This is a genomic window from Serratia sp. Je.1.23.a, from assembly GCF_051129805.1.
Classification (GTDB): Bacteria; Pseudomonadota; Gammaproteobacteria; order Enterobacterales; family Enterobacteriaceae; genus Serratia; species Serratia liquefaciens.
The window spans coordinates 207,539-223,917 of sequence record NZ_JBCPSR010000003.1 but is presented as its reverse complement, the minus strand read 5'-3'; the positions used below and the strand labels follow the sequence as shown (position 1 = coordinate 223,917).

Annotated in this window: 14 protein-coding genes; 10 read left to right on the top strand and 4 right to left on the bottom strand. The window is 54.4% G+C overall.

The genetic code is table 11. The features are described from left to right. The first annotated feature begins 117 nt into the window (after nt 1–117). On the top strand, nt 118–669 hold the full coding sequence (gene yfcE / locus AAZT04_RS13270; RefSeq protein ID WP_129983424.1) for a phosphodiesterase: 552 nt from the start codon (nt 118–120) through the stop codon (nt 667–669). A gap of 90 nt (nt 670–759) precedes the next feature. Further along, nucleotides 760–1,317, top strand: a complete 558-nt coding sequence (gene yfcD / locus AAZT04_RS13265; RefSeq protein ID WP_020827859.1) for an NUDIX hydrolase YfcD — start codon at nt 760–762, stop codon at nt 1,315–1,317. A 66-nt stretch (nt 1,318–1,383) separates the two neighbouring features. Here yfcD and pta read toward each other — a convergent pair whose 3' ends face one another. Both pta and ackA read right to left on the bottom strand, forming a co-directional pair. Further along, the gene (gene pta, locus AAZT04_RS13260) at nt 1,384–3,546 is read right to left on the bottom strand and encodes a phosphate acetyltransferase (protein ID WP_041415539.1); all 2,163 of its coding nucleotides are present in this window, start codon (nt 3,544–3,546) and stop codon (nt 1,384–1,386) included. Between the two features lie 74 nt (nt 3,547–3,620). Beyond that, nucleotides 3,621–4,823, bottom strand: coding sequence for an acetate kinase (gene ackA / locus AAZT04_RS13255; protein WP_020827857.1), 1,203 nt, complete (start codon nt 4,821–4,823; stop codon nt 3,621–3,623). 354 nt (nt 4,824–5,177) lie between these two features. On the opposite strand from ackA, the gene yfbV reads away from it, so the two are divergent. From yfbV to AAZT04_RS13235, 4 genes are all read left to right on the top strand, one after another. Next, nucleotides 5,178–5,633, top strand: coding sequence for a terminus macrodomain insulation protein YfbV (gene yfbV, locus AAZT04_RS13250; protein ID WP_020827856.1), 456 nt, complete (start codon nt 5,178–5,180; stop codon nt 5,631–5,633). Nucleotides 5,634–5,779: 146 nt separating this feature from the next. Further along, nucleotides 5,780–6,274, top strand: coding sequence for a YfbU family protein (locus AAZT04_RS13245; RefSeq protein WP_020827855.1), 495 nt, complete (start codon nt 5,780–5,782; stop codon nt 6,272–6,274). A 16-nt stretch (nt 6,275–6,290) separates the two neighbouring features. Beyond that, a complete protein-coding gene (locus tag AAZT04_RS13240; RefSeq protein WP_046373051.1) occupies nt 6,291–6,947 on the top strand; it encodes a sugar phosphatase in 657 nt (218 codons plus the stop codon). A 97-nt stretch (nt 6,948–7,044) separates the two neighbouring features. Further along, nucleotides 7,045–8,886 carry an SLC13 family permease gene (locus AAZT04_RS13235; RefSeq protein WP_434680460.1) on the top strand — a complete coding sequence of 614 codons (1,842 nt, stop codon included), beginning with the start codon at nt 7,045–7,047 and terminating at the stop codon, nt 8,884–8,886. A 26-nt stretch (nt 8,887–8,912) separates the two neighbouring features. Here AAZT04_RS13235 and yfbR read toward each other — a convergent pair whose 3' ends face one another. Further along, on the bottom strand, nt 8,913–9,512 hold the full coding sequence (gene yfbR, locus AAZT04_RS13230) for a 5'-deoxynucleotidase (RefSeq protein WP_401658472.1): 600 nt from the start codon (nt 9,510–9,512) through the stop codon (nt 8,913–8,915). A gap of 117 nt (nt 9,513–9,629) precedes the next feature. After that, nucleotides 9,630–10,844: a pyridoxal phosphate-dependent aminotransferase gene (locus tag AAZT04_RS13225; RefSeq protein ID WP_020827851.1), complete on the bottom strand. Its 1,215-nt coding sequence runs from the start codon at nt 10,842–10,844 to the stop codon at nt 9,630–9,632. An 860-nt stretch (nt 10,845–11,704) separates the two neighbouring features. On the opposite strand from AAZT04_RS13225, the gene lrhA reads away from it, so the two are divergent. From lrhA to nuoC, 4 genes are all read left to right on the top strand, one after another. Continuing rightward, the gene (lrhA, locus tag AAZT04_RS13220; RefSeq protein ID WP_434680457.1) at nt 11,705–12,640 is read left to right on the top strand and encodes a transcriptional regulator LrhA; all 936 of its coding nucleotides are present in this window, start codon (nt 11,705–11,707) and stop codon (nt 12,638–12,640) included. A 711-nt stretch (nt 12,641–13,351) separates the two neighbouring features. Continuing rightward, nucleotides 13,352–13,789 carry an NADH-quinone oxidoreductase subunit A gene (locus AAZT04_RS13215; protein WP_020827849.1) on the top strand — a complete coding sequence of 146 codons (438 nt, stop codon included), beginning with the start codon at nt 13,352–13,354 and terminating at the stop codon, nt 13,787–13,789. Nucleotides 13,790–13,812: 23 nt separating this feature from the next. Continuing rightward, a complete protein-coding gene (locus AAZT04_RS13210) occupies nt 13,813–14,487 on the top strand; it encodes a NuoB/complex I 20 kDa subunit family protein (RefSeq protein ID WP_012146021.1) in 675 nt (224 codons plus the stop codon). A gap of 95 nt (nt 14,488–14,582) precedes the next feature. Continuing rightward, the gene (nuoC, locus tag AAZT04_RS13205) at nt 14,583–16,379 is read left to right on the top strand and encodes an NADH-quinone oxidoreductase subunit C/D (RefSeq protein ID WP_020827848.1); all 1,797 of its coding nucleotides are present in this window, start codon (nt 14,583–14,585) and stop codon (nt 16,377–16,379) included.

Sequence of the window (16,379 nt, the reverse complement as noted above, 5' to 3'; positions counted from 1 at the left end):
GCTATCTCTACAACATGCATCACAATTCCGGGTCTTCAGGAATCGCTTCCTCGGCAGCCTTGCCGTCGCTGGCCACTGCGATAAAATAGCCGTTATTTCCCTGCCAAAGGAAAGGTTATGAAGCTGATATTCGCCTCCGATATACACGGTTCGCTACCCGCCACCGAAAGCGTGCTGGAACGTTTTGAGCAAAGCGGTGCCGACTGGCTGATCCTGCTGGGTGATTTGCTGAATCACGGGCCGCGAAATGCGTTGCCAGCGGGCTATCAACCGGCGCAGGTTGCTGAACAATTGAATCGCTATAGCGACAAGATCATCGCCGTTCGCGGCAACTGTGACAGTGAAGTTGATCAGATGTTATTGTCATTTCCCATCACCGCGTCTTGGCAGCAGGTGCTATTGCAAAAAAGACGATTGTTTTTAACCCACGGACACCTTTATCATCCCTCCGCACTGCCACCGTTATCTGCCGGTGATGTGCTGGTCTATGGGCACAGCCATTTACCGCAGGCGGAACTGCAGGGCGAAATTTACTGCTTTAATCCAGGGTCGGTCAGCATTCCGAAAGGGGGCTTTCCCGCCAGCTATGGCATACTGGAGGACGGCATTTTAAGTGTGGTCACTTTGGACGGCGGCAAGGCTGTTGCAGAGGTGGCATTAACGCACTAATTTATACACACACAATAAAAATCTTTGAAAAACACTCATTGATTAACCAGTGCGCGGGATGCATCGCGCCAAAATAGAAGGTTTTAGAGGATGGCGGAACAGGGTCAGGCTGCAGATACCGAGTGGGTTGATATCGTCAACGAGCAAAATGAAGTGATTGCTCAATCCAGTCGCCAACAGATGCGTGCTCAACGGCTGCGTCATCGTGCTACCTATATTGTGGTGCATGATGGAATGGGAAAAATTCTGGTGCAGCGTCGCACCGACATTAAAGATTTCTATCCGGGTTGGCTGGACGCCACTGCCGGTGGCGTAGTGCAAAGCGGGGAGAACGTGCTGGACTCCGCTCGCCGCGAGGCGGAAGAGGAACTGGGCATTGCCGGCGTGCCTTTTGCCGAGCACGGGCTGTTCTACTTTGAAGAAGAGCAGTGCCGGGTGTGGGGTGCGCTGTTCAGCTGTGTCTCGCATGGCCCCTTTGCACTGCAGGAAGAAGAAGTGGTTGAGGTTAGCTGGCTGACGCCGGAAGAAATCACCGCCCGCTGCGACGAATTCACGCCGGACTCGCTAAAAGCGCTGTCGCTGTGGCTGACGCGCAACAACGAACAGGCCTATGGCAAGCCGTTGCGCGATAGCGATGAAAATGCCTGATGCGTTCGCGCAAATAAAAAAACCGGTCAATTGACCGGTTTTTTTTATCTGATAATCCGGGGATTATCAGGCTTTGACTGCTGCTGCATCAGCCTGGGAAGACTGAATGGCGGTCAGGGCGACGGTATAAACGATGTCGTCTACCAGTGCGCCACGTGACAGGTCGTTCACCGGCTTGCGCATGCCTTGCAGCATTGGCCCGATGGACACCAGGTCAGCAGAACGCTGTACCGCTTTGTAGGTGGTGTTACCGGTGTTCAGGTCTGGGAAGATGAACACGGTAGCCTGGCCTGCAACCGGAGAGTTTGGCGCTTTGGACTTGGCGACGTCGGCCATGATGGCGGCGTCGTACTGCAGTGGGCCGTCGATGATCAGGTCAGGACGTTTTTCCTGCGCCAGACGGGTCGCTTCACGCACTTTCTCAACGTCGCTACCCGCGCCGGAGTTACCGGTGGAGTAGGAGATCATGGCAACGCGTGGTTCGATACCGAAGGCCGCAGCGGAGTCTGCCGACTGGATCGCGATTTCAGACAGCTGTTCAGCGGTTGGGTCCGGGTTGATCGCACAGTCGCCGTATACCAGAACCTGGTCAGGCAGCAGCATGAAGAACACGGAGGACACCAGCGAGCTGCCCGGTGCCGTTTTGATCAGCTGCAGCGGTGGACGGATGGTGTTGGCGGTGGTGTGAACCGCGCCCGAAACCAGGCCGTCGACTTCGCCTTTCTCCAGCATCAGGGTGCCGAGAACCACGTTATCTTCCAGTTGCTCGCGCGCAACCACTTCGGTCATGCCCTTGCTCTTACGCAGCTCAACCAGACGTGGAACGTACTGCTCACGCACGGCGACCGGATCAACAATCTCGATGCCTTTGCCGAGCTCAACGCCCTGCGCAGCGGCAACGCGCTGGATCTCTTCCGGGTTGCCCAGCAGCACGCACTCAGCGATACCACGTTCGGCGCAGATAGCTGCCGCTTTCACGGTACGCGGCTCGTCGCCTTCCGGCAGCACGATGCGTTTGCCGGCTTTACGTGCCAGCTCGGTCAGCTCATAGCGGAACGCCGGTGGAGACAGGCGACGCGAACGCTCGGAGGTCGCAGTCAGTGACTCGATCCATTCGGCGTTGATGTGGCTGGCCACGTAGTTCTGCACTTTCTCGATGCGCTGGTGGTCGTCCGCCGGCACTTCGAGGTTGAAGCTTTGCAGGCTCAGCGAGGTCTGCCAGGTATTGGTTTCGACCATAAAGACCGGCAGGCCGGTTTGGAACGCACGTTCACACAGCTTTCTGATTGGCTCGTCGATAGCGTAGCCGCCGGTCAGCAGCACTGCGCCGATTTCCACGCCGTTCATCGCGGCCAGACAGGCAGAAACCAGCACGTCAGGACGGTCTGCCGAGGTGACCAGCAGTGAACCCGGGCGGAAGTGTTCCAGCATGTGCGGAATGCTGCGCGCACAGAAGGTTACAGACTTCACGCGACGGGTCATGATGTCGCCTTCATTGACCACGGTGGCCTTCAGGTGACGGGCCATGTCGATAGCGCGGGTCGCGATCAGGTCGAAGCTCCACGGCACGCAGCCCAGCACCGGCAGCGGGCTGTTGGCGAACAGTTGCGCCGGGTCAACGTTGGTTACGCTGGCTTTGGTGGAGTCGTCGAAGATCTCGGACAGGTCAGGACGGGTGCGGCCCTGCTCGTCAACCGGGGCGTTCAGCTTGTTGATGATCACGCCGGTGATGTTTTTGTTCTTGCTGCCGCCGAAGCTGCTGCGAGCCAGCTCGATGCGCTCTTTCAACTGAGCCGGGGAATCATTGCCCAGTGCCAGTACAAAAACGATTTCCGCATTCAGGGTCTTGGCGATTTCATAGTTGAGCGCGTTGGCGAACTGGTGTTTACGGGTCGGCACCAGGCCTTCGATCAGCACCACTTCCGCGTCTTTGGTGTTCTCGTGATAGCGCGCCACGATCTCTTCCATCAGCACGTCTTGCTGGTTGGAGCTCAGCAGGCCTTCAACGTAGCTCATGCGCAGCGGTTCGGCCGCCGTGATGGTGGAGTTGCTGCTGCGGATGATGGTGGTGGTCTGGTCGAGCGAGTCGCCGCCGGTGCGTGGTTGAGCGATAGGTTTGAACACGCTCAGGCTAACGCCTTTTTGCTCCATGGAGCGGATGACACCCAGGCTGACGCTGGTCAGGCCGACGCTGGTGCCGGTGGGGATCAACATAATTGTACGTGACACAGAATAGTCCTCTTCACGAATTAACATGAGGCTAAAACAGCACCGTCAGCCTGGGCTGACGGTGTCGGAGAGCGTTACGCGGTCAGACGGGATGCGTCTTGCGCGATGACCAACTCTTCGTTGGTCGGGATAACCAGCGCCAGGCGGCTGCCGTCTTTGGTGATGGCGCCGGATTTACCGAAGCGAGCGGCCATGTTGCGTTCGTGGTCAATCTCGAAGCCCAGCAGGCCCAGTTTGTCCAGGGTCAGCTCACGCACCATACCGGCGTTTTCGCCGATGCCGCCGGTGAAGATCACCGCGTCCAGACGGCCGTCCATCAGTGCGCTGTAAGCGCCGATGTACTTGGCCAGACGGTGGCAGAATACGTCCATAGCGCGTTTTGCATCGGCTTTGGTTGCGTAGTTGTCTTCAACGTAACGGCAGTCGCTGGTGACTTCGGTCAGGCCCAGCAGGCCGGATTCTTTGGTCAGCATTTTGTTGATTTGATCAACGCTCATGCCCAGAGAGTCGTGCAGGTGGAAGATGATCGCCGGATCGATGTCACCGCTGCGGGTGCCCATGACCAGGCCTTCCAGCGGGGTCAGACCCATAGAAGTGTCAACGCATTTGCCGTTGCGCACTGCGGTTACGGAACCGCCGTTGCCCAGGTGGCAGGTGATCAGGTTAACTTCTTCAACCGGCTTGTTCAGCACTTTCGCAGCTTCTTGAGTTACGTAGAAGTGGCTGGTGCCGTGTGCGCCATAGCGACGAACGCTGTGGTCACGGTACAGGCTGTACGGCAGGGCGTACAGGTAGGATTCTTCCGGCATGGTCTGGTGGAACGCGGTGTCGAACACGGCAACGTTTTTATCCGCCAGTTTAGGGAAGGATTTCAATGCCTCAGCGATACCGATCAGGTGTGCTGGGTTATGCAGTGGTGCAAATGGCACCGAATCTTTGATACCCTGCAAGACTTCGTCATTGATTACGGCAGAAGAAGTGAACTTCTCGCCGCCGTGCACAATGCGGTGACCGATAGCGGTCAGCTGTGCAGAAAGCTCCGGTTTTTGTGCCAGAATAGTATTAACAATGTAGTTCAGTGCTTCGCTGTGCGCAGCGCCGGCACCCAGAGCCGCTTCGTGTTTGGCGCCGTCCATCTTCCACTTGAGGCGAGCCTCAGGCAGGTGGAAACATTCGGCCAGGCCGGAGAGGTGTTCTTCACCGTTGACAGCATCGATGATAGCGAACTTCAGGGAAGAACTGCCGCAGTTCAGGACCAGTACTAGCTTACTCGACATGGAAGTACCTACTTAAATAGTTCGTGTTGTTAAAGGAAATACCAAAACACGTGGTGAATTAATCGTCAATCAGACAACAAGCGTAGCGCATAATGCCGTTGACATTTATGATTAACATCATGTGAATTGCACAAACCACATGACGATGAAAAAACCGATGATTTCTCTGCGGTTTAAATAATCTTGATTTTTATAGGGCTAAAAGTTGACAGAATTATTGTCATCTTCTACCGGCCAAAAGGCCGGCCTAGGATACCGATAGCCCGAGGCAAACACAAAATAAATTTAAAGCTTCAAATTTTTTAGTATGTGTTGGCCGTGCCCTTATTTTTCTTTGTGACGTTGAGGTACGCGATGACGAGCAAACCGTCCGGTTCCGTAAGCTGGTTTCAGGTCTTCCAGCGCGGGCAGCATTACATGAAAACCTGGCCGTCAGACAAACGTCTGGCTCCGGTCTTTCCGGAGAATCGCGTTGCGAGTGCCACCCGCTTTGCCGTCCGCTTTATGCCGCCTCTGGCAGTGTTTACCCTGACCTGGCAGATTGCCCTGGGGGGCCAACTGGGCCCGGCGATCGCCACCGCACTGTTTGCCTGCAGCATGCCGATGCAGGGTCTGTGGTGGTTGGGCCGTCGTTCGGTTACCCCGTTGCCGCCCACGCTGCTGCAGTGGTTCCATGAGGTACGCAACAAGCTGACGGAAGCCGGTCAGGCCGTCGCGCCGGTAGAAGGCACGCCAACCTACCAGTCGTTGGCAGACCTGCTGAAGCGCGCCTTCAAGCAGTTGGATAAAACCTTCCTGGATGACCTTTAACACTAAAAATGGCCGTATTGCCGGCGGCCATTTTAGCGTTCTGGCCAATAACCCCCGTTCAAATCAAAGAACCGGCGAGTTGTGATTTCCTGTGATATTGCGCTGTGCGATGCTTTCGCCATGAGTAATTTATCGAGGAAATTATAATGGAAATGACCCACGCCCAACGCCTGATCCTGTCGAACCAATACAAGATGATGACACTGTTGGACCCGGATAACGCCGAACGTTACCGTCGCTTGCAGACCATTATCGAACGCGGTTTTGGCCTGCAGATGCGCGAGCTGGATCGCGACTTCGGCGAAATGAGCGAAGACGTGTGCCGCACCATTATCAACGTGATGGAAATGCACCACGCGCTGCAGGTTTCCTGGGACAATCTGAAAGACAAACAAGGTATTGAAGCCCGCCGCCTGGCGTTTCTCGGCTTTGACGCCGCGACCGAGGCGCGCCATCTGAGCTACGTGCGTTTCCTGGTTAACACCGAGGGGCGCTATACTCATTTCGATTCCGGCAGCCACGGCTTCAACGCCCAAACCAAAATGTGGGAAAAGTACCAGCGTATGCTGGCTATCTGGCTGTCATGCCCACGCCAGTATCACTTGAGCGCCGTTGAGATAGCGCAAATTATCAATGCCTGATTAAAAGAGGTTTCCTGTGGAGTGTAAGGGTTTTCTGTTCGATCTTGATGGGACGTTGGTGGATTCATTGCCTGCGGTAGAGCGCGCCTGGGTTAACTGGGCCAAACGCCGCGGCGTTGATCCGCAGGACGTGCTGGATTTTATTCACGGTAAACAGGCCATTACCTCGTTGCGTCATTTTATGCCGGGTGAAAGCGAGGCGGCGATCCAGCAGGAGTTTCTGCTGCTGGAACAGGTGGAAGCGCAGGACACCGAGGGCGTTACCGCACTGCCCGGCGCCGCTGCCTTGCTGGCGCGCTTGAATCAACTCGACATTCCCTGGGCGATCGTCACTTCCGGCTCGATCCCGGTAGCTACCGCTCGGCGGAACGCCGGTGGCCTACCACAGCCGGAGGTTTTCATTACTGCCGAGCAGGTGAAAAAGGGCAAGCCGCAGCCGGATGCGTACCTGCTGGGGGCTGAGCGCCTGGGGTTGGCACCGCAAGATTGTGTGGTGGTGGAAGACGCCGCTGCCGGCATTCTTTCCGGGTTGGCCGCAGGCTGCCAGGTGATTGCCGTCAATGCTCCAGCCGATGCGCCAAAGTTGGATCAGGTCGATCTGCTGCTGTCATCGCTTGAGCAGATCGCCGTGAGCAAAACGGAGCAGGGCGCCGCGATTAACCTGGTGGCGTAACGCGTTATCTTCACCCAAATTGATTAGACCCCGCACCCGCGGGGTTTTTTTATGCTAATTTTTAAGCCCTTGGATATCTCTGCCGGGTGAGGCCGTTTTGAACAGCGAATTACTGTGGGTGCTGAGTTTACTGTTGATTGCCATTGTGTTGTTTACCACCAATAAACTGCGTATGGACGTAGTGGCGTTGCTGGTGATCATCGCCTTTGTGCTGAGCGGTACCCTGACCCTGCCGGAGGCCACGGTCGGGTTCAGCGACCCCAACGTGATCCTGATTGCTGCGCTGTTCGTGATTGGTGAAGGGCTGGTGCGTACCGGGGTGGCTTATCAGGTGGGAGACTGGCTGGTGAAGGTCGCCGGCAGTAGCGAAACCAAAATGCTGATGTTGCTGATGTTGCTGATGGTCACCGTCGCCGGCCTGGGGGCATTCATGAGCTCGACCGGCGTGGTGGCAATTTTTATCCCGGTAGTGCTCAGCGTGGCGGTGCGAATGAAAATTGCCCCGGGAAGGTTGATGATGCCGCTGAGCTTTGCCGGCCTGATCAGCGGCATGATGACCCTGGTGGCGACCCCGCCGAACATGGTGGTAAACAGCGAGCTGGTGCGCGAAGGCATCAGCGGTTTTGGCTTCTTCGGTGTGACGCCGGTAGGCCTGGCGGTGCTGGTGTTGGGCGTGGGCTATATGCTGGTGGCTCGCCGTTGGCTGGGTAATGAAGACGGCGATAAGGCGCGCGAAACCTGGCAGCGACGCACTTTCCGCGATTTGATCCGTGACTACAAGCTGACCGGCCGGGCGCGTCGGCTGGCGCTGCGCAGCGGTTCGCCGTTGGTGGGACATTCCCTTGACGAACTGCACCTGCGTGCTCGCTACGGCGCCAATGTGGTGGGCATTGAACGCTGGAAGCGCTTTCGGCGGGTAATGGTCAGCGCATCCGGCAGCACCGAGCTGCGCGAAGGCGATGTGCTGCTGCTCGACATGTCGGACAGCCAGGTCGATTTACGGGAATTTTGCAGTGAGCAGCAACTGGAACCTATGGTTCTGCGCGGCGACTATTTTTCCGAGCAGTCGCGCAACGTCGGTATGGCGGAAGTGTCGTTGATTCCTGACTCGACGCTGTTGGGCAAAAGCCTGCGCGAATCCGCCTTTCGCAGCCGTTACGATCTGAACGTGGTGGGGATCCGCCGCAATGGCGAAACCCTGGCGGGCAAGCTGGTGGATGAGCCCCTGGCGTTGGGCGACATTCTGTTGGTGATTGGCGACTGGAAGGCGATTCGCCAACTGCAGGCGAAAACCCACGATTTTATCGTGCTCAATCTGCCCGCCGAGGTCGACGAGGTTGCACCAGCCATCACCCAGGCGCCGCACGCATTATTCTGTCTGGCATTGATGGTGGCGATGATGCTGACCGACGAGATCCCCAATCCGATCGCCGCATTGATTGCCTGCCTGCTGATGGGTAAGTTCCGCTGTATCGACATGGAAAGTGCCTACAAATCGATCCACTGGCCGAGCATTATTTTGATTGTCGGCATGATGCCCTTTGCTCAGGCATTGCAGAAGACTGGCGGGGTGGATTTGATCGTACGCGGGTTAATGGACGTTGCCGGCGGTGCCGGGCCAAGGGTGATGCTGGTGTGCCTGTTTGTTCTGTGCGCCACTATTGGGTTGTTTATCTCCAATACGGCAACCGCGGTGTTGATGGCGCCAATCGCCATTGCCGCCGCCCGCGAAATGGGGGTGTCACCGTACCCGTTTGCCATGATTATCGCCATTGCCGCTTCGGCGGCCTTTATGACACCGGTTTCTTCACCGGTGAACACGTTGGTGTTGGGGCCAGGGAACTATAAGTTCGGTGATTTTGTGCGTATGGGCGTGCCGTTCACGCTGTTGGTGATGCTGGTTAGCGTGATTATCGTGCCCTGGCTTTATGCTTTTTAACGGCGCAGCGTGCTGCGCCATAAGATTTACAGGGAGGAGTCGAGGCTGATTTCGTCCAGCGACAGGCTGAAGCTGGGAATAAACACGTTCATGAAATAGTCCATTTCCGGGCTGCTGCGCTGCTGCAAGGTCTTGTCCAATCGCGCCTTCGCCAGCTTGAATTCGTTATTGCCGGCAGACAGCTCCTCCAGACACTTCAGGTAGGCGCATAGCGCATCGGCCTGCTTCACCACCAACTTTTCGTCTTCGGTGTAATAGTGCTCGTCGAGAATCGAGCGGAAATCGTTGCGCAATTCGACCGGGATCATATCCAGCAGTTTCTGCTGGGCGATCTTTTCGATCTTCTTGTACTCGTGGGCGATCTGCGGATTGTAGTATTTGATCGGCGTCGGCATATCGCCGGTGATCACTTCACTGGCATCGTGGTACATCGCCAGCAGGGCGACACGCTCGGCACTCAGGTTGCCATTGAACTTCCGGTTCTTGATCACCGCCAGCGCATGGGCGACAAATGCCACCTGCAGGCTGTGCTCGGAAACGTTCTCGGTACGTACATTGCGCATCAGCGGCCAGCGGTTAATCAGTTTCAAACGTGACAGATGGGCAAAAAAGTGGCTCTGGCTCATGGTGCTCTCTTATACAACGGCAAGTGAGGGTTCCATTGTGAGCAGTGATGGCGGGTTATGCAACTCAGGCAGTGCGGTGATGAGGGAGAAGGGCGCAGCAGGCTGCGCCCATCATGACTATTGACGATAGCCTTCCAGGAAGCGGCCCAGTTTGCCGACCGCCATTTCCAGTTCATCTACGCGCGGCAGCGTAACGATGCGCACATGATCCGGGTACGGCCAGTTGAAGGCGCTGCCCTGCACCAGCAGCACTTTTTCCTGCAGCAGCAGATCCAGCACCAATTTCTGATCGTCGTGAATATTAAAACGTTTGGCATCGATGCGTGGGAACATATACAGCGCGCCCTGAGGTTTCACGCAGGAAACCCCTGGGATTTCGTTCAACAGTTCCCAGGTGCGATTACGCTGTTCATACAGACGGCCGCCGGGTTGAATAAATTCGCTGATGCTTTGGTAACCGCCCAGTGCGGTTTGAATAGCGTGCTGCATCGGTACGTTAGCGCACAGACGCATCGACGCCAGCATTTCCAGGCCTTCGATATAGCCTTTGGCGTGTTTTTTCGGCCCGTTCAGCACCATCCAACCCTGACGGAAACCCGCCACACGGTAAGTTTTGGACAATCCGTTAAAGGTGACGGTCAGCAGGTCCGGTGCCAGCGCGGCGATCGAATGGTGTTCGGCTTCGTCATATAGAATTTTGTCGTAAATCTCATCGGAGAAGATGATCAGGTTGTGCTGACGGGCGATCTCGACGATCTGCTCCAGCAAGGCCTTGCTGTACACCGCACCGGTGGGGTTGTTCGGGTTGATGATCACGATGCCGCGGGTGCGTGGAGTGATCTTGCTGATGATGTCATCCAGATCCGGGAACCAGCCGGCTTGCTCATCGCACAGATAATGCACGGCTTTACCGCCGGACAGCGAAACTGCCGCGGTCCACAGTGGGTAATCCGGCGCCGGCACCAGCATTTCGTCGCCGCTATTGAGCAACGCCTGCATGGATTGCACGATCAGCTCGGAAACCCCGTTGCCAATGTAGATATCCTCAACGGTAACGTCGCGTATGTTGCGGGCCTGGTAGTGCTGCATAATCGCTTTGCGCGCCGAGAAGAGTCCTTTGGAATCAGAATAGCCTTGCGCCGTGGGCAAATTGCGGATCACGTCGACCAGGATTTCATCAGGAGCATCGAAACCGAAAGGGGCAGGGTTGCCAATGTTCAGTTTAAGGACTTTGTTGCCTTCTTCTTCAAGACGTTTAGCTTCTTTGAGCACCGGGCCACGAATGTCATAGCAGACGTTGTCCAGTTTGCTGGATTTCTCAATGGGGGACATAAAAAGTTGAGCCTTTTGCTGGGATGGGGGCGTTCCTACCGTGGAACACCGCAACCTGCCCAATGTACTCCTGGCGCGGGCGCTTTTGAAGGGCCATGCACGCCTTTGGTGCAAACTCAGTGGGGAACGCAGGAACCCAAGTGAGATAAGCAATGTTAAAGTGTTTTTTGTGGTTTTTAATATTGCTATTTTTTATTTATTTGGTTTTTTGTTCTGCTTGTCGGGTGGCGTACAGTCATAATTACCCACACTCACGCCGTGTGAGAAAGGAAACTTGGAAAACTGTTAAGCGGCGCCAGAGATTAAAGAAGTTAAAATGTAAAGAAATGATAATGCCGGAGTAGTCTGATAGCGGGATGGCAATCGGCGATCCACACTGAAAGACAACAATGAATTACATTAGCCATATTTCAGTTTCTATCTTAAGCAGCGTTTAAGTAGTTATTAGAGATTTATTCACGCATAAAATGTTACTGGTTGAATTTATTAAAGTCGTGAAAAAATGAACCGAACGTTACGCTGCGAGCTACTTACTTTTCAGTATATAAAATGACGCTGAGGCCAGTCTGGATGCGGGGGTTGTGCAGCACGATTGGTGTGGAAATCTCACGCGTTGAATGAGTAAAATATTTAGCCCGGTCAAAATCAAACACTTTCACCACTTATAAAGTATGGCATTCGATAAGCATTTACGATAGATCACATTTTAAAAGGCGATAGAGGTAACGAAATAAAAGTAATTTTTTTGCCCTCCACTAATGAGTGGGGTACTGTCATGTCTGACATCGCCCTTTAAACGATGTCTTAGAAACACACCAGGGTAGTTTGTAAATTAGAATTCAAAAAGTGAAGAAAACACTATGACAACTGCAAATCGTCCGATACTCAATCTCGACCTCGATCTGCTAAGAACCTTTGTAGCTGTTGCTGATTTGAATACTTTTGCGGCGGCGGCAGTCGCCGTTTGTCGCACTCAATCAGCCGTCAGCCAACAAATGCAGCGGTTAGAGCAACTGGTTGGCAAAGAGTTGTTTGCCCGTCATGGGCGCAATAAATTACTGACCGAACACGGTATTCAGCTTCTCGGCTACGCCAGGAAAATCCTGCGCTTCAATGACGAAGCCTGTACTTCGTTGATGTACAACAATATAAAGGGTGTTCTGACTATTGGCGCTTCCGACGATACCGCCGATACCATCCTGCCTTTCTTGCTTAACCGCGTCACGGCGGTGTACCCAAAACTGGCGATTGATGTCCGGGTGAAACCCAGCTCGTTCATGGTCGACATGCTGGAAAGCGGCGAAGTCGATCTGGCTATCACCACTATAGCTGCCGCAGATCGTCCGCACATTGTGCTGCGTACTTCGCCAACCCTGTGGTATTGCGCGGCGGATTACTATTTCCAGGCCGGTGAGCCGATCCCGTTGGTTGTGATGGACGATCCAAGTCCGTTCCGCGCGATGGCGATCAAACACCTGGACGACGCTGGGATCCCATGGCGGATCGCCTATGTGGCTTCGACGCTTTCCGCCGTTCGCGCTGCCTGCAAGGCCGGTCTGGGTATTACCGTTCGTCCTATCGAAATGATGAGTCCGGATCTGCGAGTGCTTGGCACAGCGGAAGGGTTGCCAGCACTTCCTGATACTCAATATAGCCTGTGCAAAGACTCACAGTGCGGTAACGAGCTGGCTATGGCGATTTTCAGCGCTATGCAGAATGGCAATGACAACTACAGCTTCAACGGACCTGGGGCATCGTTGCAAGATGATGCTTGTTTGGTTGATGATGAAGAATAACGCCGAAACGCGTTAAAACGGGATGATAAAACCTCTGCTTCGGCGGAGGTTTTTTTTGGCCAAAATTCGGTAAAAGTTTTATTTATGTCGAGTTCGTTTGATTCAGATATCGAAGTAGGTATTTATTTAAGTTTTGCTGGGTAATGAGAACGGTTATCAGACGAAAAAAATGACTTTCGCTGTTTTTTTGAACGATTAATTTCGCTGCTAAAGACCTGGAATAAATAGGGTTATTTTGATAGCGTGTCACGGCAATTTTTACCGCCAGAATTGACAAAATTTATTAAAGGGCCACACTTTTTTTGAGGTTTTATGCTGAAAACGTGTCCTGGATCAAAAAAATACCCCTAGGTAGTGAGTGGAAGAACAGGAGATTCCTGAGACAATGGTATAGTAAAACTGAAATGTGCATGTTGGTTTATATCTATCTGTTTCTACACGGCAATTAACTGACACGATTTAGCCTAAGCCAGGCGCATCAAATGTTAATTAAATGATACGTATGTAAACTAGTGTGTAGATACTTTTGTCAAAGTTGACAAAAGGTTATAGAAAGGAGTAAAAAGCCCACAGTAAAACGCTGCCTAACTCGCTGTAAAAGCAGTTTGTTTGTGTGGTTTATTTATCCTTCCCTTAAATCGATGTGGTGCACTAACTGCCAGATACAAGAGCAGAGCGATCGACGCCACTTTTGATGAGTAAGCATAGAGTATGTCAACAACCACTGAAGTTATCGCTCATCACTGGGCGTTCGCCGTATTTTTTGTCGTGGCTATCGGGCTTTGCGGTTTAATGCTGCTGGGCGCGTTCTTCCTGGGTGGGAGAGCCCGTGCGCGTGCCAAACATACCCCGTTTGAATCAGGCATCGACTCTGTCGGCACGGCGCGTATGCGTCTGTCCGCCAAGTTCTACCTGGTTGCCATGTTCTTCGTTATTTTCGATGTTGAAGCCTTGTACCTGTACGCCTGGTCGGTCTCCATTCGCGAGAGCGGTTGGGTTGGCTTCATCGAAGCCGCCATTTTCATTTTGGTGCTATTGGCCGGTCTGTTTTATCTGGTGCGTATCGGCGCATTGGACTGGACACCGTCGCGTTCCAAACGTCTGAGTAAACCAGGCACGATCACTAACACCAACAGTCATCCGCAGTAGTCGGTAAAAAACGAGGCATTAAGATGGACTATACGCTCACCCGCATAGACCCGAACGGTGAGAACGACCGTTACCCCCTGCAAAAACAGGAGGTCGTCGCCGATCCCCTGGATCAACAGGTTCACCGCACGGTTTACATGGGTAAACTCGAACATGCATTGCATGACATGGTGAACTGGGGGCGTAAAAACTCTATTTGGCCCTATAACTTTGGCCTTTCGTGCTGTTACGTGGAGATGGTGACGTCGTTTACCGCCGTTCACGACGTGGCTCGTTTTGGTGCCGAAGTATTGCGTGCTTCGCCGCGTCAGGCTGACCTGATGGTCGTAGCCGGTACCTGCTTTACCAAGATGGCCCCGGTTATTCAGCGCCTGTACGAACAGATGCTGGAGCCTAAGTGGGTGATCTCCATGGGCGCCTGTGCCAACTCCGGCGGCATGTACGATATCTATTCCGTCGTGCAGGGCGTGGACAAATTCTTGCCGGTCGATGTGTATATCCCGGGTTGCCCACCGCGTCCAGAAGCTTACATGCAGGCGCTGATGCTGCTGCAGGAATCGATCGGTAAAGAACGCCGTCCGCTGTCCTGGGTTGTTGGCGATCAGGGCGTTTACCGCGCCAATATGCAGTCTGAAAGAGAGCGTAAACACGGCGAGCGTATCGCGGTGACCAACCTTCGGACGCCTGACGAGATTTAAGACGTTCATTTAACGTCCATCTTAGTGCGCTATTGGTTAACACAGCGAAAAGTGAACTTGCGGCGAAATAACCCTTTAGTGTGGTGAAAAAAATTATGACAGATTCAACGACGCACGACGCCTTGCCGGCCTGGCAGACCCGAGATCACCTCGACGATCCGGTGATTGGCGAACTGCGCAACCGTTTTGGGCCGGAAGCCTTCACTGTTCAGCCCTCCCGTACCGGAATGCCCGTGGTATGGGTCAAGCCTGACCAGTTACTGGAAGTAATGACGTTTTTGAGAAAACAGCCGAAGCCTTACGTCATGCTGTTCGATCTGCATGGCGTGGACGAGCGTCTTCGCACCCACCGTGACGGTTTGCCGGCCGCGGATTTTTCTGTTTTCTACCATCTGATTTCTATCGAACGCAACCGCGATATCATGCTGAAAGTGGCGCTGTCTGAAAAAGACCTGCACGTGCCCACAGCAACCAAGGTTTTCCCTAATGCCAACTGGTATGAGCGCGAAACCTGGGAAATGTTCGGTATTACCTTCGACGGCCACCCGCACCTGACGCGCATCATGATGCCGCAAACCTGGGAAGGCCACCCGCTGCGTAAGGATTACCCGGCGCGCGCCACCGAGTTCGATCCCTTTGTGTTGACCAAACAGAAAGAAGATCTGGAAATGGAAGCGCTGACCTTCAAGCCGGAAGACTGGGGCATGAAGCGTGGCACCGAGAACGAGGACTTCATGTTCCTCAACCTTGGTCCGAACCACCCATCTGCGCACGGTGCATTCCGTATCATTCTGCAACTGGATGGCGAAGAGATCGTCGACTGCGTTCCGGATATCGGTTACCACCACCGTGGCGCCGAGAAAATGGGCGAGCGTCAGTCCTGGCACAGCTACATTCCGTACACCGACCGTATCGAGTACCTCGGCGGCTGCGTGAACGAAATGCCTTACGTGTTGGCGGTTGAAAAGCTGGCCGGTATCAAGGTGCCGGAGCGCGTTGACACTATCCGCGTAATGCTGTCCGAACTGTTCCGCATCAACAGCCATCTGCTGTATATCAGTACGTTCATTCAAGACGTCGGCGCCATGACCCCGGTGTTCTTCGCCTTTACCGACCGTCAGAAAATCTACGATCTGGTGGAAGCGATCACCGGTTTCCGTATGCACCCGGCCTGGTTCCGTATTGGCGGTGTTGCACACGATCTGCCGCGCGGTTGGGATCGTCTGCTGCGTGAATTCCTGGAGTGGATGCCAAAACGCCTGGATTCCTACGTCAAGGCTGCGCTGAAGAACAGCATCCTGAAAGGCCGTTCCGTGGGTGTTGCATCCTACAATGCCAAAGAAGCATTGGAGTGGGGCGTGACTGGCGCCGGCCTGCGCGCTACCGGTATCGAGTTCGACGTGCGCAAATGGCGTCCGTATTCCGGCTATGAGAATTTCGACTTCGAAATCCCGGTCGGCGACGGCAACAGCGACTGCTACACCCGCGTGATGCTGAAGGTAGAAGAGCTGCGCCAGAGCCTGCGCATCCTTGAGCAGTGCCTGAACAACATGCCGGAAGGCCCGTTCAAGGCCGATCACCCGCTGACCACGCCGCCGCCGAAAGAGCGTACGCTGCAGCACATTGAAACGCTGATCACCCACTTCCTGCAGGTTTCCTGGGGCCCGGTGATGCCAGCCAACGAATCATTCCAGATGATTGAAGCCACCAAAGGGATCAACAGCTACTACCTGACCAGCGACGGCAGCACCATGAGCTACCGCACCCGGGTACGTACGCCAAGCTTCGCGCACCTGCAGCAAATCCCAGCGGTAATCCGTGGCAGCCTGGTCTCCGACCTGATCGTCTATCTGGGTAGTATCGATTTTGTAATGTCAGATGTGGACCGCTAA